Origin of the sequence: Pseudarthrobacter sp. SORGH_AS 212 (assembly GCF_030818145.1) — a bacterium.
Taxonomy (GTDB): domain Bacteria; phylum Actinomycetota; class Actinomycetes; order Actinomycetales; family Micrococcaceae; genus Arthrobacter.
Genome location: NZ_JAUTAA010000001.1, coordinates 528,225 through 549,795 on the forward strand (window position 1 = coordinate 528,225; position 21,571 = coordinate 549,795).

At 68.7% G+C, this 21,571-nt stretch carries 14 protein-coding genes and 1 pseudogene; all 15 read right to left on the minus strand.

Annotation, left to right across the window (positions count from 1 at the left end; all coding sequences use genetic code 11):
- Positions 1-381, minus strand: a complete 381-nt coding sequence (locus tag QE394_RS02405; RefSeq protein WP_349033634.1) for a RidA family protein — start codon at positions 379-381, stop codon at positions 1-3.
- A 49-nt stretch (positions 382-430) separates the two neighbouring features.
- Complete coding sequence (locus tag QE394_RS02410; RefSeq protein WP_056083608.1) at positions 431-934, minus strand: GNAT family N-acetyltransferase; 504 nt, start codon at positions 932-934, stop codon at positions 431-433.
- A 98-nt stretch (positions 935-1,032) separates the two neighbouring features.
- Entirely contained in the window at positions 1,033-1,842 is an 810-nt protein-coding gene (locus tag QE394_RS02415; protein WP_056083611.1) for an inositol monophosphatase family protein, read from the minus strand.
- Positions 1,839-4,151: an NAD-dependent DNA ligase LigA gene (ligA, locus tag QE394_RS02420; protein WP_349033635.1), complete on the minus strand. Its 2,313-nt coding sequence runs from the start codon at positions 4,149-4,151 to the stop codon at positions 1,839-1,841. The genes QE394_RS02415 and ligA overlap by 4 nt, the downstream gene beginning before the upstream one ends.
- Positions 4,152-4,189: 38 nt before the next feature.
- Positions 4,190-4,846, minus strand: coding sequence for a hypothetical protein (locus QE394_RS02425; RefSeq protein WP_349033636.1), 657 nt, complete (start codon positions 4,844-4,846; stop codon positions 4,190-4,192).
- Between the two features lie 118 nt (positions 4,847-4,964).
- Complete coding sequence (locus QE394_RS02430; RefSeq protein ID WP_349033637.1) at positions 4,965-9,410, minus strand: FtsK/SpoIIIE domain-containing protein; 4,446 nt, start codon at positions 9,408-9,410, stop codon at positions 4,965-4,967.
- A complete protein-coding gene (locus QE394_RS02435; RefSeq protein WP_015936552.1) occupies positions 9,407-10,111 on the minus strand; it encodes a hypothetical protein in 705 nt (234 codons plus the stop codon). Before QE394_RS02435 ends, QE394_RS02430 begins: the two co-directional genes overlap by 4 nt.
- Before the next feature lie 85 nt (positions 10,112-10,196).
- On the minus strand, positions 10,197-12,011 hold the full coding sequence (locus QE394_RS02440; protein ID WP_349033638.1) for a protein kinase: 1,815 nt from the start codon (positions 12,009-12,011) through the stop codon (positions 10,197-10,199).
- A complete protein-coding gene (locus tag QE394_RS02445; protein WP_349033639.1) occupies positions 12,008-13,963 on the minus strand; it encodes an FHA domain-containing protein in 1,956 nt (651 codons plus the stop codon). Before QE394_RS02445 ends, QE394_RS02440 begins: the two co-directional genes overlap by 4 nt.
- Positions 13,960-14,931: a protein phosphatase 2C domain-containing protein gene (locus QE394_RS02450; RefSeq protein ID WP_349033640.1), complete on the minus strand. Its 972-nt coding sequence runs from the start codon at positions 14,929-14,931 to the stop codon at positions 13,960-13,962. The genes QE394_RS02445 and QE394_RS02450 overlap by 4 nt, the downstream gene beginning before the upstream one ends.
- Complete coding sequence (locus tag QE394_RS02455) at positions 14,928-16,241, minus strand: RDD family protein (protein WP_261620930.1); 1,314 nt, start codon at positions 16,239-16,241, stop codon at positions 14,928-14,930. Before QE394_RS02455 ends, QE394_RS02450 begins: the two co-directional genes overlap by 4 nt.
- A 288-nt stretch (positions 16,242-16,529) precedes the next feature.
- Positions 16,530-16,610, minus strand: a pseudogene (locus tag QE394_RS02460) (zinc-ribbon domain-containing protein); the annotation flags it as partial.
- A 30-nt stretch (positions 16,611-16,640) separates the two neighbouring features.
- Positions 16,641-19,187 carry a transglutaminase-like domain-containing protein gene (locus tag QE394_RS02465; RefSeq protein ID WP_349033641.1) on the minus strand — a complete coding sequence of 849 codons (2,547 nt, stop codon included), beginning with the start codon at positions 19,185-19,187 and terminating at the stop codon, positions 16,641-16,643.
- A complete protein-coding gene (locus tag QE394_RS02470) occupies positions 19,184-20,515 on the minus strand; it encodes a DUF58 domain-containing protein (RefSeq protein WP_056083642.1) in 1,332 nt (443 codons plus the stop codon). The genes QE394_RS02465 and QE394_RS02470 overlap by 4 nt, the downstream gene beginning before the upstream one ends.
- A 50-nt stretch (positions 20,516-20,565) precedes the next feature.
- On the minus strand, positions 20,566-21,537 hold the full coding sequence (locus QE394_RS02475) for a MoxR family ATPase (protein ID WP_015936545.1): 972 nt from the start codon (positions 21,535-21,537) through the stop codon (positions 20,566-20,568).
- Between the last annotated feature and the right edge of the window lie 34 nt (positions 21,538-21,571).

Consider the following 21,571-nt stretch of genomic DNA (forward strand, 5'->3'; position numbering starts at 1 on the left):
TTAGGCGCTCTTCTGGGCCACCAGTTCGATTTCGACCAGCATCTTGGGGTCGAGGAACGGCAGCACGTGCACCAGGGACAGGGTGGGGCGGATTTCGCCGAAGACCTCGCCGTGGGCACGGCCGGCGTCCTCCCACTGGATGATGTCCGTCAGGTAGAGCTTGGACTGGACCACGTCCCCGTAGCCGAACCCGGCGTCCGCGAGGACATCGCCCAGTTTCTGCAGGATGAACTGCGTCTGGGTATAGAAGTCTTCGCCCACGATCCCGTTTTCGCCGCTTGCCGCGGTGGCCGAGATGTACAGGGTGTTGTCCACCTGGACGGCGCGGGAGTAGCCGAGGGACTGTTCCCAGACGGAACCGGTGCCGTAGGTTTTGCGCATAGCGGGGCCTTTCAACAATGGAATGCGGGTCGGCACCACTGTAGGGCGGCTACAGGTCCAGCCGGTAAACCAGCAGCTTTATGTCGGTTCCGGGCACGAGCCAGTCGCGTTCGGGGACCCGGCGGAAGCCTGTGGTGCGGTAGAGGCCGTGGGCGCTTTCCCAGGTCTGGCCAGTGGTGAGGGCTACGGCGTTGATGCCGGGAAGGGACCGGGCGTGCTCGATGATGGCCTCCACCATGGCCCGGCCGGCGCCGCTGCGCTGCACGGCAGGGTCTACCACCAGCATCCGGAATTCGAGCTCATCCTGCAGGGCGATGTCCGCATAGGGCTCGCCGGCCAGCGCCAGGGTTACCGATCCCACCACCGCTCCCCCGCGTTCGGCGACCCAGATGGTGGCCTGGCCGGCGCGGTCCGCCACGTCCTGGACCTTGACCATGTAGGGGTGCGCGGCGTCCTCGAAGTAGCCGGCGGCCAGGTAGGAATCGCGGGTGATGCGGGCAACGGCGTCGTAATCCGATTCGACGGCGGTGCGGATGGTTATCTGCGGATGCACCCGTCAATGGTAGTGCTGCCGGGCGCGCCGGCGGACGGAAACAGCGTTTTCCGTGATTGAACTATCACTCTTCGGTTGCACCGGAACCGGGCGTCCCGTCAGAGCGGGAACCTGCCCGAAAGCTCCAGCCCGGCAGCACAGGTCCAGGCGTCCAGCCGTTCCTGGTCTGAAGGGCCGCCGTCCAGCGGACTGGTGAGCCGCGGACGCCGCACCCAGCACCCGGCTTCCTCAGCGATGAGGGCGCCGGCCGAGAAGTCGTGCTCGTTCAGGCCCCGTTCGCCATAGGCGTCGTGCGTCCCGTCGGCCACCATGCACAGGTCCAGCGCCGCCGAGCCGAGCCGGCGGACGTCGGCGAAGCCGTCGGCCAGTTCGGCGAACTGGGCGGCCTGCTGGGACCGGACCGCGGGGTCGTAGCTGAAGCCCGTGGCCAGGATCTGCCCCGTCCGGCCCGGCACCGGACCGTCCAGCCGGGTGGTCCGGCCGCCTTCCTCCAGCCAGGCGCCGGCGCCGCGGGCAGCGTAGTAGACGCGGCCCAGGGCGGGGGCGTTGACAACGCCGGCCAGCCAGGCGCCGTCGGCATCAGCCACTGCCACGGAGGTGGCGTAGTAGACGATGTTCCGGATGAAGTTGGTGGTGCCGTCCAGCGGGTCGATGGACCAGCGGTAGCCGGTGGGGTTCGCGGGGCGCGTGGTCCCGTGCTCTTCACCGGTGATGCTGTCCCCCGGGCGGGCGGCCGTGATGACCTCCCGCACGGCGTTCTCCGCCGCCAGGTCGAAGGCGGTGACCCAGTCGCCGGCTGCCCCCTTGTTGCTGACGCCCAGCGCTTCGCCGTTCCGTCCCGAGAGGACCCGGGCACCGGCCCGGGCTGCCTCCTTCGCGACGTCCAGGAATTCCTCCGGCCCGGTCATGCCTTCTCCTCCACTGCTGCTGCCTTCTCTTCTTCCAACGCGGCGCTCTCCTCCGAGGTGTCTTCGACGTCCGTTTCCGCGGCGTCCCCCACCGCGGCCGGGCCGCCGTCGAGCAGCAGCCGGAAGCCGTCCTCGTCCAGCACGCGGATCCCCAGCTGTTCCGCTTTGTCCAGCTTGGTGCCGGCGCTTTCGCCGGCCACCACGTAACTCGTGTTCTTTGAGACGGACCCGGAGGCCTTGCCGCCGCGGACCAGGATGGCTTCCTTGGCTTCGTCCCGGCTGAAGTTGGGCAGCGAGCCGGTCACCACCACGGTGAGCCCTTCCAGGGTACGCGGCGTGGACTCGTCCCGCTCATCCTCCATCCGGACGCCGGCGGCAGCCCACCGGTCCACGATCTCGCGGTGCCAGTCCTCGGTGAACCATTCCTTCAATGCGGCAGCGATAGTGGGCCCCACCCCGTCGACGTGGGCCAGTTCCTCCTCGGAAGCTGCCCGGATCCCGTCCATGGTGCCGAAGGCCTGGGCGAGTGCACGCGAGGCGCGGGGACCCACGTGCCGGATGGACAACGCCACCAGCACCCGCCACAGCGGTTGGCTCTTGGCCTTGTCCAGTTCCTTGAACAGCTTCTCCGTGCTGGCAGTGGGTTTCGACGGGGACTTTGCCGTGCCCTTGCTGTAGAAGTAGGGCACCAGCTCGTACTCGCCGGTGGCAACTCCCTTGGACCGCTTCTCGCGCCGGATCTTCACGTCGGCGAGGTCTTCCGGGGTGAGGTCGAACAGTGCGGCCTCCGATGTCAGCGGCGGCACGTCCGGCTCGGCGGGCTGCGTCAGCGCGATGGCGGCTTCCCAGCCCAGCGCCTCGATGTCGAACCCGCCCCGCCCGGCGAGGTGGAAGACCCGCTCGCGGAGCTGGGACGGGCAGGACTTCCCGTTGGGGCAGCGGATGTCCACGTCCCCTTCCTTGGCCGGTGCCAGCGGCGTGCCGCAGGCAGGGCATTCGGTGGGCATCACGAAATCGCGGACGGGCGGATCCTGCTGGTCGCGCAGGGCCAGGACGGGTCCCACGATTTCGGGGATGACGTCGCCGGCCTTGCGAAGGACCACGATGTCGCCGATCTTCACGCCCTTGGCCTTGACCACGTCCTGGTTGTGCAGGGTAGCCATCTCCACCGTGGAGCCGGCCACCTTGACCGGTTCCATCATGCCGAAGGGGGTCACCCTGCCGGTGCGGCCCACGTTGACCTGGATGTTGAGCAGCTTCGTGTGCACTTCCTCCGGCGGGTACTTGTAGGCCACAGCCCAGCGCGGCACGCGGGTGGTGTAGCCGAGGGCCCGCTGGGTGGCGAAGTCGTCCACCTTGATGACGATGCCGTCGATTTCGTGGAGGAGTTTGTGGCGCTGCTCGCCGTACTTGCTGATAAACCCCAGCACGTCGGCGCGGGCCTCCAGCACTTCGAAGTAGGGGCTGACGGGCAGGCCCCATTCCTTGAGCAGGGCGTAGGTTTCGGACTGGCTTCGGGCTTCGAGGCCTTCACGGGCGCCGATGCCGTGGACGAACATCTTCAGCGGCCGCTTGGCGGTTTCCGCCGGGTCCTTCTGCCGGAGCGAGCCTGCCGCGGCGTTACGTGGGTTGGCCAGCGGGGCCTTGCCCGCTTCGATCAGTGCCTCGTTGAATTCTGCAAACGCCTTGGAGGGGATGAACACCTCGCCGCGGACTTCCACTTCGGCCGGGTAGCCTTCGCCGCGCAGCTGCTGCGGGATTTCCTTGATGGTAAGGACGTTGTGGGTGATGTCCTCACCCGTGGTGCCGTCGCCGCGGGTGGCAGCGCGGACCAGTTTCCCGTCGCGGTAGAGCAGGTTGACTGCGAGCCCGTCGATCTTGAGTTCGGTCAGCCAGGCGGCCCTGGCGGTGCCGTCCCCCAGCTTGGCGATGCTGGCTTCGGCCCGGTTGAGCCAGGCCTCAAGCTCCTCGATCGAGAAGACGTCCTCGAGGCTGTACATCCGCTGCAGGTGTTCGACGGCGGCAAAGGCCGCGGAGGCTTCCCCGCCCACTTCCTGGGTGGGCGAGTCATTGGCCACCAGCTCCGGATGCAGCGCCTCGATCTCTTCCAGGCGGCGGAACAGGGTGTCGAACTCGGCGTCGGACACCAGGGGTGCGTCGTCCTGGTAGTACGCGAACCGGTACTTCCTGATGAGGTCCAACAGGTTCTCGTATTCCTCCCGGATGGCATCGGACGGGGTGCTTTCACGTCCGTTCTGCGCGGCGGTCCCGGTGGCGGTCTGTTCTGCGGTGCCTTCTCCTGTGCTCACAGACCTATCTTGCCCTACTGGTACGACAGCCAGCCGTGTCAGTGCGTGCGCGGGCGGTTCCTGATCCACCAGGCGAACGCCCCGCCGCCGGTGCCCACCAGCAGGACGCCCGCGGCCACCGCGGGAAGGTCGGGGCCGCCGCGGCCGGACAGCTCCGCACGGGACACGGCAGCGGCCTGGGTTGCCCTGGCGGAGGTGGTCACCGGCGTGTCCCAGCCGGAGTCCGACGACGGCGCACCGGACGTGGGGGCGGCGCCGCCCGGGCTGGTGACGCCTTCGGGAGGGCCTGCGGACGTTGCCGGAGCGGAGGCCTGTCTTTCCGGGTTCGTGCCTTCGGTGCCCGGGCCACCTGTTGCGGTGGGGCCGCTGGTCGCCGGCGGCGCAGCGGGACCTGTGGACGTGGGGGCAGCCGACGTCGGCAGGACCGGCTGCGGCGCGGGAGAGGACGGTGTTGGTGGGCCCGGCTTGTCGGCCGGCTTCGTCTTGGTGGGCCTGACGGGCTCGGTGGCAGGGCTGGTGGGTTCCAGGCTGCAGTCGTCCCCGCAGCCGGGTGCGGTGGTGGCGGTCGCCGATCCTGTGGGTTCAGGCGGGTCGGCCAGGGCTGTGCCTCCGGCGGGGAGGCTTATCGAGGCGGCCAGGACAGCTGCGGACGCCGTGGCGAGGACAGCGCGGAGCGCCGGAGAAGAGGGGGGCATTGTTACCTTTCAGGGCCCGCAGTCCCCCGCTGCGGCTATCTGGTGCCTTTCCAGTCTTCTATAACGCGCCGAAGGGCCGCAAATCCATCGATTGTGCGGCCCTCCCGTGGTATGGGCTTCAGTCCCGGTTTTCCGGCGGCAGAGCCACCTGGATTTTCCGGGCCTTTCCGCGGCCCACAATGTACCCGCGGCCGGGGATGAACTCGGGGCTGACCCGTCCCAGCGAGGTGTTCAGCAGGCTGTCACCCTCGATGTCACCGGGGTTGAGCAGCAGGCCCCGGCGGCCGGACTTGAACGGCTGGGCGAGCTGCCAGGCCGAGGACCAGGTGGACGACTCGGACTCGCCGACCACCCACTGATCAGCCTTGATGGAGGCCGTGACCAGCTGCGCCATGCCGGATTCGGCCATGGTGTCGGTGAACTCCGTCAGGCCCTCGATGAAGATGGCCAGCCGTCCCGGGTTGCCGGAGGAATGCTCCACGAGGTCCTCCACCACTTCGGCGAGGTCGTCCGGACCCACCACCGAGCGGTTCCACAGCGGCAGTGAAGCAACCGCGGAACGGCGGGCACCGATGTAGATCAGTTCCACCTGCGGGTTGGAGCGGCGGAGGGCGTAGGCAAGGGTGACCAACGCCACGGTCCGGCCGGCGCCCGGAGGGCCGCCCACCAGCAGCGGTCCGCAGGCCATGATCTCGGCGGGCTGGAGTGTTTCGTCATCGACGCCGATGACCGGCAGTTCCGGACTGCCGGCGGGAAGGACGTCCAGCTCCACCTGGTCCGGGAGCCGCTCAATGCCGGGGGCAGTGTCCAGCCCCTGGCGGAGCATCGCTTCGCTGAGCTTGTGGACTTCGCGCGCCTGCAGCGCCAGGTTGGAGTTCCCGCCCAGCACGGCAAGCTGGACTTCCAGCCCGTCCAGCAGCCCGCGCCCCGGCGGAGACGTGGCGCCGAGGACGTCCCGGGGAACGTCCATCGAGATGTAATCGTCCTCGGAGGACATGCGCAGCACCAGGCGCCGCTGGATGGAGGCAAGCAGCGATGCCGGGACGGCGTTGGGACGGTCGCCGGAGACCACCAGGTGGATTCCGAGGGTGCGGCCGTCGGTGGCCAGCTGGAGGAAGATGTCCCACAGCCCGGACAGGCGGCTGTGTTCGTAGGCTTCGCGGAACGCGGACATGCCGTCCACCAGGACGAAGATCCGCTTTTCGTCCGGCCGGTTGGCCAGCCTGCGGTACTCGACAATGGTGGACGCCCGGACCTCGGCGAAGCGGGCGGAACGCTGTTCGGCGATGTCCCGCAGCAGGCGCAAAAGCCGCCCCACGCGTTCGACGTCGTCGCCGTTGATTACTTCACCCACGTGCGGCAGCTCTTCGAGCATCCGCAGGCCTGACGAGCCGCAGTCAATGCCGTACACGTGCACAGGGCCGCCGCGGGGCGTCACCGCCGCGGCGATGGCAATACCGCGCAGCGCGGCGGACTTGCCCGAGCCGCCCGTGCCGTAGATGGCCATGTTGCCGTCCCGGTCCGGTTCGTAGAACACGGTGGGCTGGTCCTGCCGGACGGGGTCGTCGGCCACACCAAGGAGCAGTTGCTCGTCCGTACGGGGGTTAGGCAGCTTGGAGAAATCGTAGGTCTTGGCAAGCTCGTCCAGCCACGGCTTGCGGGGCGGGTCGATGGCAAGGACGTCCGCCGCCCGCACAATGTTGGCTGTCATCCGGGCAATGTCGTTGGGCCCTGCGGGTTCGGCCGCTGCAGGCTTTTCCGGCGCGGGCGCCTCCCAGCTTGAGCCCGAGCCGAAGGCCATCTCCACAATGTCGATCTGCGGCCGCTGCGGTTTCTCCGTGGTCCAGCCGCCGGCGTAGCCGGTCTGGAAACCCTGGATCCTGCCCGGGCCGGTCTTCGCGGCTCCGCGGCCCGGAATGCCCGGATCGAAATACGCCGCGTCCGGGACGCCCAGGATATCCGTGGCGTCATCCTCGTCTGCCATGCGCAGCGCCACGCGCAGGTTGGTATTGGCGCGCAGGCTGTCCTTGATGACGCCGGCCGGGCGCTGGGTGGCCAGGATGAGGTGCAGGCCCAGCGACCGTCCGCGGGCGGCCACATCCACCACGCCGTCCACGAACTCGGGAACTTCGTTGGCGAGCGCCGCGAATTCGTCCACGATGATGATGAGGTACGGCGGCGCGTCGGGATCGGCTTCGCGCTGCAGGGCCAGCAGGTCCTTCGCTTTTTTCCGGTTCAGCAGCTGCTCGCGGTAGTGGAGTTCCGCGCGCAGCGACGTCAGTGCCCGCCGCACCAGGTGCGGGGACAGGTCGGTGACCAGGCCGACGGTGTGCGGCAGGTTGATGCAGTCGGCGAACGCAGCACCGCCCTTGTAGTCCACGAACAGGAAGCTGACCCGGTCCGGGCTGTAGGCGGATGCCATGCCCATCACCCAGGACTGCAGGAACTCTGACTTGCCGGCACCGGTGGTACCGCCCACCAGGGCGTGCGGCCCTTCGTTCTTCAGGTCCAGGTACAGCGGTTCGATGCCCTTGGACCCCACCAGCGCCCGGAGCGTGCCGTTGTCCTTGCGGTTGGCCACTGCAGAGGAGTGCACGGAGTTGTTCTCCGACCATCGCTCGGCCACGGCCTGCGGGTTGTCCAGGAAGTCCTTGCCGATCAGCGTGGCGTAGGACACGGCGCGCGGCAGGTCGGAGTCATCGTTGACGGGCTTGCCCACGTCGACCACCGGCGCGAGCATGCGGGCCAGCTGCCCGGCCAGCTCGGCGTCGACGCTTTCGCAGCTCACCGGGTAGGTGTGCCGGCCCAGGCGGACCTGGCCGGTGGTGGTGCCGTGGTCGCCGTCCACCACCATGAAGTCCCGGCAGGCAGCAGGGAGTGCCTGGATGTCGGTGGCCACCCACATGACGTGTACGCCCGAGTCCGGTCCCCGTTCGGCGAGCCGGGTGAGGCGCCCGCGGTCCACCGGCGCGTCGTCCTCCACGATCAGCAGCACCGTGGGCAGCACGGGTGTTTCGAGTTCGTGCTTGGCGGGGTCCATCTCCTGGCGCAGCTCAGGTGCCTGCCGCTTTACTGCGGCCTCCCGCGCGTCGAGCAGGTCTTCAAGCCGGGCCAGCAGCGATGAGCCGCCGGCGGACCCTGCGGCGAGATGGTCTCCGGACAGTGGGCTGTGGCCGGAGCCGACGTGCGGCAGCCACTGCAGCCAGTCCCAGCGCTCCCGGGACTGTGCCGAGGTGATGGCCGTGAGGACCACTTCGGCGGGCGAGTGGAGGCCTACCAGCTGCAGGACGATTCCGCGGGCCACGTCATCCACCAGGCCGCGGGCGCCGGCGATGCCCAGGGACCCGGAGGTGCGCAGCTGCGAGACGATGGGGACGCCTTCGATCTCCCGGAACTGTTTCAGGCAGTCCTGGATTTCGCGGGCGTACTGCACCTCGGTGTCGTTGTTGGACGGTTCTTCGAGCCGGACCCGGGACGGTGCGGTGCCCAGCCCGAACCGCAGCCCCAGGAAGGTTTTGTGTTCGGGGCGGTGCGTCCACAGCAGCGGGCCGAGCTTATAGATCGCGTCCACGGTGTCGTTGACGGACGGTGCTTCCTGCAGCCGGACGGCACGCTCCACCTTCTGCAGCTCGGTGATGTCCTCCCGGAAGGCGGCCATCGACGCGCGGAAGTGCTTGTGGCCCTCCTTCTGCTGCTTCCTGTTGCGCATCTTCTGGTCCACGTAGTGGCCGATGATGAACAGCGGCATCATCATCATGAAGATCACCGAAAGCGGGTTGCGGGTGACCGCGAAGATGACCCCGCCCATCATCAGCGGCGCAATCAGCATGATGTAGGGGAACGGGTGGTCCTCCGGCCGCTTGGGCCCGGACGGGACCACGCGCTTGGGTTCCTCGAACCGCGGAACCACCCGGGGCGAACGGTTGAAGTCCACCAGGGGCGACGTCGGTGCTGCCGCCCGGTTGTGGCCCAGCGGCACCACCGTGACGGTGGTGTCGCCCAGGGTGACGGTGTCGGACGAGTTGAGCCGGGCCCGGGTCACCGGCAGGCCATCCATGAGCAGGCCGTTGGCGGAGTTGGTGTCAACGATTTCGACGCCCTCGGCCACCGTGATGCGGGCATGCCGCTTGGAGGTCAGGGGGTCGGTGAGCCGGATGTCCACGTCCCGGTCCCGGCCGATGTAGCTGGTGCCGGTGGGCAGCGAAAATTCCTTGCCGACGTCGGGCCCGGACAGCACGCGCAGGGTGGCGGCGGCGGGACCGCGTCCGGCGCCGGCCTCGTGGAACTGGTCGCTGACCTGGGCCAGCGAGACCACCGAGCCGGGCCGCAGGCCGGACTCCAGGAGGTTGTCTTCGCGTGCCAGGACGTTGCCGCTGATGCCGCCGCCAACGAAGGCTTCGTCGATGCGCAGGGACAGGTTGTCCGGTGCGGGGCGTCCCTTTCGGTCCGGGTCCGCAGCCCACAGGACGGTGGCAATGTCCGCCACGGTGGCCAGGCCGTCCACGGTGACGGCCAGGTCCTTGGTTTCCGCCGGGTCCCGGCGGAGTGTCAGCCGGATCCTCATCCTTCGTCCACGCCCCTCATCTTTTCCAGCAGGTACAGGTCATCCGGGGTCACCAGGTGGGAGGTAACGGCGTGCTCCACGAGGCGGGCGCGCCGGTTGGTGGCGAGCTTGCCGCCACCGCCGCGCAGGCCCACCACGCCCACGCGGTCGAGTTTGTCGCAGACGTTGTCGAGTTTGCGGTTGAACCTGGTCAACGCCCAGCCAAGGGTCTTCGCGGCGGCAGCCGACGACGGGATGGCGCTGAAGCCGGTGCCCTCGCGCCGCAGCATGGGCTCCGCCAGTGCCACGATCAGTGCTTTCTGGGAGTCGGTGAACACCACCGGGCCGATGGTGGTGTCGCCGCTGCTGTCACCGTCCCTGGCTTCCTGCCGGAAGGACGGGGTCTTCAGGTGGACGGCGAACTCGTAGGTGGTGGGCCCGGCCGTAAAAATGATGTTGGTGTGGCTGAAGACCAGCGGGATCCGGGCACCCGGCGCCAGCCAGGCCTGCATCCCGCCGGACGCGTCAGCGACCGTGGCGGACAGCATGCCGCCCACGTTGCTGAGCCACCAGATGCCGTCGTAGCGGGCAACCTGCAGGAACTGCCGGTGCAGGTACGGATTGTCGTCCACTTCAAGATCGCCCTCGCGGCCGATATTGAAGACGTCCTCATCCGAGGGCTCGTACCATTCACCACAGAAATCTATTGCTAGATCCCCCATATTCTGTGCCTCCTCAAGAGCGAAAGTGTTAATGCGGCCGGCGTGCTTGCCGGCACAACGGACTGGCAGGCACGCGTGCCTGCCGTCATGAGCCGGTGCAGGCGATGGAACCCTGTTCCAGCGGGGAGAACGCGCCGTCGGTGCGGACGATCATTACCTGGACGCAGGTCTGCCCCGAGGGGTTTGCCTTGACCTGGACCGGCGGCTGCGCCACTGACTGGAACTCGCCGCCGCCGCCGATGGTGTAGACGCGCCATTTGTAGCTGTCGCCGTCCTTGGGCTGCGGGTTCTTCCAGGTGAACGCCACGTTGCCGTCACTGCCGGCGGCCCCGGCCAGCCCTTCGACGTCGGGGACGGTTCCGTTATCCAGGGCGTCCGCGGGCGGCTTGGATACCTGCTGGGTTTCCACCGCCTTGGGCGTCCCGCCGCCGGAGTTGGCCGCCACGATGCCCACCACCGCAGCAAGGGCCAGGATGGTGCCGCCGGCGACGGCGAGCCACAGGTTGCGCTTGCCGTGGTCCTGCTCCGGCGCTTCCCCAGGCCCTTCGGCCGGCCGGTCACTTGCCGCGGGCCGGTGGACGGTGGCGTCGGCGGAGCTGGTGTGTGCGTCCTCGGCGCCGTGGACCGTCGCCCCGTAGTTGGGCAGGGAGCCGCCGCTGCCGCGCAGGACGGTGGACTGGGACCATTCGTGCGGGCCGTCGCCGTCCGTTGCCTCCTTGCCGAAGATACTCCCGGGAACGCGGGCCTGCGTTGCCGCGTTGCGTCCTTCCGCCGTGGCGGGCGGCCAGGTTCCGGCTACGGGGGCGGTAAAGCGCGACGGCGGCGCGCCGGTTTGGCTGCCCGGCCCCGCCGTTGTGTTTCCGGTGCCGGTGGTCGAGGCGCCTCCTGCCCCGGAGCCTGGAGCCTGCGGCCACGTGCGCGCCGGGAAGGTGGGGGCGCTGCCGGTCCGCTCCGGGTCGATCGACGCGATGCTCCGGACCCGGGTCTCCTCGGTGCCCTCGTCCGGGTGGTTCTCTTCCTGCTGCGGTTCTTCGAGGACCTCGAAGGGGGTGACGGAGAGGTTCAGTTCCGCCTGGATGCGCTGCAGGGCCAGGGCGAACGCGTGCGCGGAGGAATACCGTGACTGGGGCGACTTGGCCATGGCGGTGGCCAGGGCAAGCTCCAGCGATTCGGGCACGTCCGCACGGCCCAGGCGCGGCAGCGCGGTGTTGCTGATGCGGTTGATCAGTTCGCGCTGGGAGTTGTCCGCACCAGGCATCACGAACGGCGAGCGGCCGGCCAGGAGTGTGTAGAGCGTGGCACCGAGAGCCCAAACGTCCACCATGATGCCGTCCACGCTTCCGTCGCGGAACTGATCGGGCGGGGACCACGGGATGGACATGCCGGAGTCGTCGTCGCTGTCACCGGCGAGGGTGCCGGAAATGCCGAAGTCGGTCAGCGCCGGGCGGTTGTAGTCCGTCACCAGGATGTTGGCGGGCTTGATGTCGCGGTGGGCAATGCCTGCCCGGTGGGCCGTTTCGACGGCGGAGGCCACCTGGATGCCGACGGCCAGCACCTCGTCCACGCTGAACCGCTGGCGGCGGTAGCGCACGTCCAGGCTGGGCCGGGAGCAGTACTCCATGGCAAGGTACGAGTGCCCGTCATCCGTCACCTCCGCTTCGAAGATGGTGACGATGTAGGGGTGGGAGGACAGCTGGGCCATCAGGTTGGCTTCGGACTCGAAGCGGCGGCGGGCGCCCTCGGTCTTCAGGTCCGAGAGCAGCACCTTGACGGCCACTTTGCGGCGCGGCCTGTCCTGCTCGTAGAGGTAGACGTCCGAGAACCCGCCGGAACCGAGCAGGCTGATGTAAGTGAACCCCGGGATGCGGGGCGGCGGCGCTACGGGCCGTTTGGAACTCAAGGAATCTCCTCAAAACGCAGCGAGATGTTGTCGCCCAACTCGGCGATGTCACCGTCCAGCAGGATGGCCATCTCGTTCTGGGCCAGGCGCCGCGGGGGCTGCCCCTGCCGCACCAGGACTGTGCCGTTGGTTGCCTTGAGGTCGCACAGCATGACGTGCCAGCCTTCCAGCCGGACCTCCACGTGGGACCTCGAGATGTCGCCGCCGGGGCTGGGCACCTGGACCAGGCGCGGCATGCCGCCGCCCTGGACCCGGGAGACTGATGGCTGCCGGCCGATCACCAGGGACTGGTCAAGGTCCAGCAGTTCTCCGGTGGACAGGCGCATCCGGCCCAGGCGGGGGCGGCCCACCTGCACGGCGTCCTGGGGCAGGGACGCCCCGCACTCGGTGCAGGCCGAGCGGATGGGCGGGTTGGCATGGCCCTGCGGGCACACCCGGGCCAACACCAGCGGACCGCTGGCCGGAGCTGAGCCGTCCGTGTCCGGGCCGCCTGAAGTGGCAGATGCCGGCTGCGCGGTGGGGAGGCTGCTTTTCATGACTGTCTGGCCGTCATGGTCATCGTCGAAGTCGGTGGCCGACGGCCCTGCCCCAGGTGCCGCCGGGTAGCTGTTCGGTTGTGCTGTTCCCACCTGCGGTGCCGGCGTGGGCGCTCCGAAAGCCGGTGGTTCTGCCGGCGGCGTCCCGTTCGAAACCGGTGCCGGGGTGAATGGCTCCGGGGCAGGTACTTGCGCGTTCCCCGCTCCCCCTGTCCGCCAGGGCACTGACTCGATGAGCAGGCCGGAGGCTGGCTTGGGTGCCGCGGCTGGAGGAGGACCTGCTGCCTCCTGGCCTGCCGGTGCCTCGGCTCCGTTGTGCGGCAGCGGAGGCTCCGGGGCCCGCTGGTCAGCAGCGTCCGCGTCGGCTTCGATGGCAGCCTGCGGGGCCTCGGCTTCGATGGCGGGTGCGGACCCGTGGTCCTCTTCGGCCGGTTCCTCGCGGACCGCAGCGTCTTCGATGTTCCGCATGACCGTCCGCTCCCACAGGTGGTCATAGGAACTGGTCAGGTCGATGGCCGCAGGCAGGTCAGCTGCCCCGGGAACTGCCGCTTCGGCATCACGGTCCGCGCCGTCCATGTCCAGCCCGGTGGCTTCGGGTTCCGGGCCGCCGGTTTCACCGGAGGCGTTGTCCGCCTCGCCGTCTTCGGCCGATCCATTTGCGGCAGGATCATTGTCACCGGCGCCGGCTTCGCCCGTACCTGCATGCTGCGCGCCACCGTGTTCGGCGCATTCGCCGTCCTCGTCAAGGACGGCGTACACGGTCTCGACGGAAACTTCCGGGAGGACTTCAGCGGTCCCGGACGAATCGACGGCAACAGCTGCCGCCGGAGTGTCCGCAACGGCAGAATCGGCGGCAGTGTCCGCGGCGGTCTCAGGCGCCGGGACTGCTGCAGTACCGGCAGCATCGGCAGCGGGGACGCCCCCACCGTCCGGAACAGCAGCAGCACTTGGAGCTTCCAGCGCGCCCTGCCCGGCATCAGCGCCCAGTCGGATGGCCTGCAGCAGCACCATGCCCTCCCCCAGCCGGAGCTCTGGCTGGCCGGTTTCGCCTGCGCCCGGGATCATCAGGGTGCAGGCGCCCGGAACGGCGAAACTGCGTTCGCTCCAGGTGGTGACGTCGCGGCCGTTCAGCTCTGCGGGTCCTTCGGGTGTTTCGACCGAGAGTTCCAGTCCGCCCCGAAGGAATACCCGCAGCGGTCCTGAGAAGTCCAGGATGGCGAACGGCGGAATGCGGGACAGGTTTCCGCCGGCGCTGCCGGTGATGGCCTGCAGGACTTCATAGACTTCGGTTTTCCCGGCAATGAGGTTCCACACGGAATCGGCGAGGGCCGGCGGCGTATCGGGTCCGAGGATGACCGCCGTGTGGGAGCGGACGATGCCCAGCCAGGTGCCGGGGATGTAGCTGGTGCCGGTCATCGCGGGACCTCCGTACCGTCGTCGGGATCCTGGCCTGCGGCGTGTTCCTGCCCTGCAGGGTCTTGCTGTGCTGCGTCGTCCTCCTGTTGGGGAAGAGACTGGGTTGTGGCCTGCACGGCTTGTCCGCGGGGCAGCGTGACCTCGTCTTCAGCGGACGGGTCCCGCCGCGGAGCCGTGGTGGCAGCGCCGGCGTCGTTAAGGACGTTGCGGGCGTCCACCACGATCACCGTGATGTTGTCCCGCCCGCCGCTGCGCAGCGCGGCCTGGATCAGGGCGTCGACGGCGTCCTGGGGGTGGCCGGCGGTGCTGAGGATGCGGTGGATGTGCTCGTCCGTCAGTTCGGAGGTGAGGCCGTCGGAGCAGACCATCACCCGGTCCCCTTCCTCCACCGGAAGCAGCCAGTAGTCCGCTTCGGTTTCGTCCCCTGTTCCCAGGGCCCTGGTGACCACATGGCGGCGGGGATGCACCGTGGCCTGCTGGGGCGTGATTTCGCCGGCGTCCACGAGTTCCTGGACTTCCGAGTGGTCCACGCTGATCTGCTCGAACCGGCCCTGGCTGAGGCGGTAGGTACGGGAGTCGCCGATGTTCATGACCAGCCAGTACGGCATGCCCATCTGTTCCACCACCACCGCACCGGTCAGCGTGGTTCCCGCCCGGGCACCCGTGGCTTCCCTGATGGAGTTGTCGGCGCGCAGGAGGTACTGCTGCAGGACCGCGGCCGTGACGCTCCGGTCCCCCGTGGACAGCTGCGGAATCGCTGCCAGGGTCCTGACGCAGATGCCGCTGGCAATCTCGCCGGCCTCGTGGCCGCCCATGCCGTCGGCAACGGCGAAGACCGGATCCGACGCGATGAAGGAATCCTCATTCAGCTCGCGGCGGAGTCCCCGGTCCGTTCCGTAGCCGCAGTTGAGGCTCAGGCCCGGGCCCGGCTGCGTGGTGGAGGGAACACTGGCGGGCTGTTGGTTCATGCCTGTCCTAGGTAAAAGGTCCGGTCGCCAAAGTGGACGCTGGAACCGGGGGAAACGAAAGTCGGGACACCTGCCGCAAGGGGCGTGCGGAGTCCGTCGGGCGTGGTCACGGCGCTGCCGTTGGTGGAGTTCCGGTCGGTCACCCAGATGCCCGCACCGTCTGTCAGGACGTGCAGGTGGGTCTTCGAGATGGACCGTCCGGGGTCGTCGACGGCGAGGAGCTGGGCATGCTGTTCGCCTGCGGAGCCCACGGGGTTGCGGCCCACCAGGACGCTGCGGTCAAGCTGGAAGTCGCGGCCGTCGTCGAGCCTGATCCGCAGCACGGCGACAGGCGCCGGGCCGGCGGTGCCAGGACGCACCTGGGTGCGTTCGACGTCGTCGTCCACGTGCGGCTGCCCCGGAGGCTGCTGTCCGGCGAACTGCTGTCCCGTGCCCTGCTGCCCGGCCTGCCATGCTGCCGATGGTGCAGGAGCGGCGTCCGGCGCCGGACTGCCCGGCGGTGCAAAGGACGCGGGCGAGGTGTAGGACACGGTCTGTGCGGGGATGGTCCGGCCGTCGGGCTGGATTGCCGGTGCCGGATGGGGCTGGACCGGCGCTGGGGCGACGGCAGGTGCTGCAGCCGGTGCTTGGGGGGCGATGACCTGGGGCGCGCGGGCACCCGCGACGGGCGAGAGCACCTGCTGGACGGGCGGCAGGTCCAGCGGCGCGAAGCTGTACGGGCCCTGGATGCCGCCCGTGGTGATCGGATCACGGCCCGCCTTGACGTCGAAAACGAGCGTCTTGGCGGCATTGTCATGCCAGCCGCGCAGGCGCCCGCCTTTGTCCCAGGTATTGGAAACCACTACCAAAACGGCCCAGACGGCCGCCACCAGGAGCAGCGGCCCCAGGATGAAGAAGGCGGCGTCGAACCACTTGAAGACCACCACCAGGACGGCTCCAATGAGTGTCAGCAGGACGCCGGCACCGGTCAGCAGGCCGCGCACGAACACCCCGCCGGCGCCAGGCGCGTAGCCGTCATTGTCGGTGCTGCGGATCCCCATCAGGAGGTTGCCGGGCGTTTTGCCCGTCCGCGCTTCCAGGCCTGCCAGCACGGCTGCGTAAACCAGGGTGATGCCCAGTCCAATGCCGCCGAACAGCACCAGGGACGCGGTGTCGTAAATGATGAAGCCGCCGCTGCGGGTGCGGGTGATCCCTGCGAAGCCAATGGCGAACGTCACCACCAGGACCGCCAGCGGGAACAGCCAGTCCACTACGGCAGCCCCGAGCCGCTTGCCCGCAGTTGCCGGGACAAGCTGAAGGTTTCCTGCCATTCCTGTTCCTCCCCCTGGCGCAGCGGCCGCCCCTGCCGGACCCGTGCTGCTCCCCTGTACCGCTGCCGCGTTCGCGATGCCCGCGGCAGAAAGTGCCTGGGGCATTTGTACTACCGGGATAGTACCGGGAATCGGCGGCCGGTGCGCGGCAAGTGGCGCCGCCCGGACGTCCGTCCCCTGGTACGGCGCGGTGCCGGCGCCGGTCTGGGAGCCGGGGTTGGGGCCGGCACCGGGTCCGGGAGCCTGCTCCTGGTTGCGGAGGCTCCGTGCCGACCGGTTGGGCAGCGGCGCCCCGCATGAGGTGCAGAAAGCGGCGCCCGTGCGGATGTTTTGCTGGCAGCGCGGGCATCGCTCGGCGTTGGGGGTCACTGCGGTTTGGGTCCTTGCGTTGGGGGTTCTTCAGGGGCAGGTGCGCTGGTGCCGGCTGATGGCGTGCCGGGTCCGTCCGCGGGCGGACCGGCAGGCGGACGACGGCGGCCCGCGGCTTTCCCGAACGGCAGTGCCGGAAGTTTGAACCGGCGTCCGCCGCTGCTGGCGCTTGTCCTTCGTGTTCAGGGCGGTGCGTGCGTCGGACAGGAGCGACCGCGGTGAGAACCGGGCCTGCTGGCGGCGCCAGAAACCCACCGTGGCTGTCATTTCCTTCAGCGACCCGTCCACGATGGTCCAGTACTCACGCACCTCATCCTCGCTGGGTTGCCCGGCGCCGAAGATCGAGGCGTCGGCGCGCCGCGCCAAAGTCGTGGTGGCGGACTGGCTTCCCGGGAACGCCTCGGCCAGGACCGCGGCGCTCTCCCGGCGCGTGGCCCGCGAGTCGACGGCGGCACCCATGTCGGTGGCCAGGCTGACCACTTCACTCCATCCCCCGCCCACGCGCTGGGCAGGGTCACCCGCGCTGAAACGCGACTTCCGGCGTCGTGATTTCAACAACGCAACCAGCAGCAGCGGCAACGCGAGGATGGCCAGCGGGATCAGCGCCACACCGAGGGCGCTGAGCAGCGCACCCCAGAACAGCCAGGGGTTGTCCTTCTTCTGGTCCGCGTCCAGCGCATCCGGTGAGGAGTCCGGCGGAAGGTCCGCCGGCTCCTGCGGCGGGGGCGGGGGCTGCAGCACCTGCGGCTTGGGCTTGGACTTGTTCTCCGGGTCCGGCGGGATGGGAACATTGTCCTTGGGCGGGGTGGGATCGAAGCTGACCCAGCCAACGCGTTCAAACGCGACTTCCACCCAGGCGTGGACGTTCTTGCCGGTGATCCTGACCTCGCCGGCACCATTCTCGGGGCTCGTGGGGTCGGGGTAGAAGCCCATGACCACCCTGGACGGGATGCCCAGGTGGCGCAGCATCAGGGACATCGCCACGGCGTACTGTTCGTCGTCACCCAGCATCTGCTTGGCCGTCAGCAGGTTGCGGATGCGTGCCGAGCCGTGGCCGGAGACGCTGGGGAGCTGCCCTTCGCTGACCAGGCCGTTGCTGAACGCGCCGGTCTTTTGGAAGTGCGCCTCGATCTGGCGGACCCGGTCAATGGCCGTCGGAGCGTCGGCGGACAGGTCGTTGGCCTGCGAACCGACCACCGGCGGAACTTCCAGCGGGTCGGGAAGCGAAACCTGCGCAAAGTCGTACTGCGTCAACTGCCCGTGCTCCAGTTTCACGGGATCTGACACCTGCACGCTGTAGGAGTCGCCCCGCTTCAGCCCGTTGGTGGTGACGGCGGTGTCTGTGCCGGAGTTGAAGTACAGGCCGGATGCCGCCGGGGAGCCGCCCTGGTCGAAGCTGATGCCGGTGGTCTTCCGGCCACCGGGGACGAAGTATCCCTGGTAGTCCTCGATGCTGATGTCGATGGCGTAGTCGTTCGTGGGGACCACGCTTGAGGTGTCCGCCAAGGTGTTGATGGACTCGGCGTCGCCCACCTTGCTGAAGTTGCCCGAGCCGTTGGGGTCCATGTTGTAGTTGGTCCCGTTGAAGGCGTCCAGGGCTCCCAGCCGTACCCTGCCGTCACGGGGAAGCCCCTTGACGACGAACAGCGTGTCGTCTTTCTTGTCCTTGACGTAGGTGCGGAAGCTGGCCAGCGGGGTGACGTAGTCCTTGGGATCGAAAGGCGGAACCACCACGTTGCGGAGGACCTTGCGTTCGTTTCCGGCAGTCACCAGCGGCGCGGACAGGGCGGTGACGCCCACGCTGACGGCGATCACGCCGGCGGCCATGCCCAGGCGGCGCAGCGATGCTTTCCGGGCCGTGGCGGTATCAGCCTGCGGATTATTGACGGAGACCCGCCGGGTGGAGGACCTGCGGAGGGCGTCGCGGCGGAAGGTTGCCCAGGCGATGCCCAGCACCGTCAGGCCAATGCCGCGTTCAACCGTGAGGAAGGCGGCATTGGTGCTGAACGCGATGCCCGTGACGAAGAGGAGCAGGACCGGGATCAGCGGCAGGTAGGGGCTCCGCACGCGCCAGGTCAGCACGGCTGCCACGATGGCCATGATCATCGAGCTCAGGAACGGGACGATCAGCACGCCGTTGGCGGAGCCTACCGGCACGCCCACCGTCAGCATGTCCTTCCAGGCGAACACCACACCCAGCAGGAGCGTCCGCAGCGAATCCAGCGTGGGCACGAACCCGGCGATGGCGGCATCCGGAACTGCCAGCAGGGTGCCGAACACAAGGTAGGTGCCCAGGGCAATGGCCGTGGTGACGAGCAGTCCGAGGCGCAGGTGCGCGTTGAGCACGCCGATGCCCAGGCCCAGGATGATGCCGCCGAAGCCGGACAGCAGGTAGTAGGGGTCGCCGCCGAAGCTCAGCCCGAAACCGAGCAGTCCCAGCCCCAGGAGGACGGTGAGGGCACCGGCGTCGAGGGCGAAATGCCAGGCCGGCTGCCCGTTGCCGAACGGGCTGCCTTGGCTGCTGAATGGTTTCCGGGCAGATCCGCTTCTGGGGCGGAGGCCAGGTGCGGAGGTCATGCTGCCGCCTTTCGGAGGACGATGCCGAGGTCGGCGAGGTCGCCAACAGTCAGCACGGTGAGGTCTGCGATGTTGGCCCTGCTGGATGCGGCCCCGGCCTCGATCCGTACGGCAAGGCTGCGGACGCCCGGCGGGACGGAGGCCGCGGAGGAGCGCAACTGGGTGGCTGTCACGTTGCTGCCCACCACGAAGAACACCACGGAGGCGTTGGGGACGGTGTCCGCCAAAGTGCGGGCGAGGTCGACGGCGGTGCGGCGCATCGGGGCGCCGACGATCCGGGTCATGTCATCGAGCATGTTGCGGCCCGTTTCGCAGCGCAGCGGCCCCTTTTGCGTCAGGACGTCCAGCTCGCGCTGCTCGCGGATGGCCTGGCGGCCGATCGAGGCGGCCGCCGAGATGGCCATCTCGAATTCGTCTTCGGAGGCGTATTCCTCGGTGTTGATGGACAGCGCGATGGCAAGGTGTGCCCGGCGGGTTTCCTCGAATTGTCGGACCATCAGCTTGTTGGTCCGCGCCGTGGTCTTCCAGTGGATGTGCCGCCGGTCATCGCCGGGGACGTAGTCGCGGAGGGCGTGGAAGGAGACGTCGGCACTGGACAGTTCGGTGGTGGGCATGCCTTCGAGGTCGCGGATGAACCCTGCGGCGGAACCAGCCAGGGGCACCGTGCGCGGGTGGACGAAGAGGTCCTCGGGCTCGGTCCACATGACCTGGCGGCGCAGCAGGTGCAGCGGGTCTGCCCGGACGGAACGGACGGGACCCACCACGATGACGGCGCGGCGGGCGGTGGGGATGGTGAAGAGGTCTTCATGGACCTGCTGGGGCTTCATGCGGGGCAGGTGGAAGACGGCGGTGACGCCGCCCACGGGCAGTTCGACCGATGCGGGCAGCAGCGGCCGGCTGGACGTGTTGGTGACGGCGATGCTTCCCACTGCGCTGTCCCCCACCGCCACGCGGGTCCGGGCAAGGTCCAGGACCACGCCGTAGGTGGAGCGGCCCAGGATGAAGCACACGGCGATGAGGAACATGACGAAGGCCGCCACGGCGGCGGCCTTCGCTTCCTGCCAGCCGTAGGCCGACCCTGCCCACCAGAGCAGGATGCTGGCCGCAAGGACCGACCATCCCAGGACGCTGACCACGGAGAGTACCGGCCATACATAGGTGAGCCACGCCTTCCGGACGGTGCGCCAGGCCGGTTCCAGGGCGAGGCCTGCGGTGGAGCTCGCCTCGGCCCAGACCGCCGACGGGTGCAGGCGCGTGGGCCTGCCGTCCCGGTGGAAGGGTTGCTTGAGACGCTCCGTGAGCCGGGTCAGCGGGGTGCCGGTGGACATATGTGTGCCTTCGTTGTTGCTGGAAGTGGAGGACTTGCCGGGCCTGGGGGTCAGGCGTTGGTGCGCTGCTGCGGGGCGGCCACGTCGGCGAGGATCCGCGCGAGCACGGCCTCGGGCGTTGCACCGGAGAACTCGGCTTCGGGGTCCATCACGAAGCGGTGGGTCCACACCACCGGGGCGAGTTCCTTGATGTCGTCCGGCAGGACGAAGTTGCGGCCCTGCGAAGCTGCCCAGACCTTTGCGGCGCGGACCATGGCGAGGGCGCCTCGGACCGAGACGCCCAGCCGGGTTTCCGGGGCGCTCCGGGTCTCTTCGCACAGCCGGGAGATGTACTCAAGCACTGCGGTGTCCACGTGTCCGGTGGCGGCAAGGTCGGCCATGTCCGCCACGGCCTGCGTGGTGATGACGGCGGACAGTTCCTTGGAGCGGTCCTTGAGGTTGGAGCCGCCCAGCAGCCGGACCGTGGAGGCGTGGTCCGGGTAGCCGATGGACGTCTTGATCAGGAAGCGGTCAAGCTGTGCTTCCGGGAGGCGGTAGGTGCCGGCCTGTTCGATCGGGTTCTGCGTAGCCATCACCATGAACGGGCGGCCCGCCGAGTAGGTGACGCCGTCCACGGTGACCCTGGATTCTTCCATGACCTCGAGAAGCGCGGACTGGGTCTTCGGCGACGCACGGTTGATTTCGTCGGCGAGGACGATGTTGTTGAAGATCGGGCCCTTGTGGAACTCGAACTTCTGCGTCTTCTGGTCGTAGATGGTCACGCCGGTAACGTCCGAGGGCAGGAGGTCCGGGGTGAACTGGATGCGGTTGTTGGAGCCCTGCACGGTGGCCGCCAGCGCACGGGCCAGGGAGGTCTTACCCGTTCCGGGAGCGTCCTCGAACAGCACATGGCCCTCGGCCAGCATCGCGGTGAAGGTCAGTCGGATGACGTGTTCCTTGCCCAGCACCGCCTGCCCCACATTGGCAACGAGCTTTTCGAACGTATCGGCAAACCACGCGGCCTGCTCGCTGGTCATCGTCATGGGGTGGTTCTTCCTTCTTCTTAGTTCCACGGGT

Bases quoted from the DNA above. Each gene is read 5' to 3' on its own strand.
- QE394_RS02455 (WP_261620930.1), bottom strand. From the start codon at position 16,241: ATGGCAGGAAACCTTCAGCTTGTCCCGGCAACTGCGGGCAAGCGGCTC.
- QE394_RS02405 (WP_349033634.1), bottom strand. From the start codon at position 381: ATGCGCAAAACCTACGGCACCGGTTCCGTCTGGGAACAGTCCCTCGGC.
- QE394_RS02415 (WP_056083611.1), bottom strand. From the start codon at position 1,842: ATGACCGGGCCGGAGGAATTCCTGGACGTCGCGAAGGAGGCAGCCCGG.
- QE394_RS02465 (WP_349033641.1), bottom strand. From the start codon at position 19,187: ATGACCTCCGCACCTGGCCTCCGCCCCAGAAGCGGATCTGCCCGGAAA.
- QE394_RS02425 (WP_349033636.1), bottom strand. From the start codon at position 4,846: ATGCCCCCCTCTTCTCCGGCGCTCCGCGCTGTCCTCGCCACGGCGTCC.
- QE394_RS02470 (WP_056083642.1), bottom strand. From the start codon at position 20,515: ATGTCCACCGGCACCCCGCTGACCCGGCTCACGGAGCGTCTCAAGCAA.
- QE394_RS02450 (WP_349033640.1), bottom strand. From the start codon at position 14,931: ATGAACCAACAGCCCGCCAGTGTTCCCTCCACCACGCAGCCGGGCCCG.
- QE394_RS02435 (WP_015936552.1), bottom strand. From the start codon at position 10,111: ATGGGGGATCTAGCAATAGATTTCTGTGGTGAATGGTACGAGCCCTCG.
- QE394_RS02475 (WP_015936545.1), bottom strand. From the start codon at position 21,537: ATGACGATGACCAGCGAGCAGGCCGCGTGGTTTGCCGATACGTTCGAA.
- QE394_RS02430 (WP_349033637.1), bottom strand. From the start codon at position 9,410: ATGAGGATCCGGCTGACACTCCGCCGGGACCCGGCGGAAACCAAGGAC.
- QE394_RS02445 (WP_349033639.1), bottom strand. From the start codon at position 13,963: ATGACCGGCACCAGCTACATCCCCGGCACCTGGCTGGGCATCGTCCGC.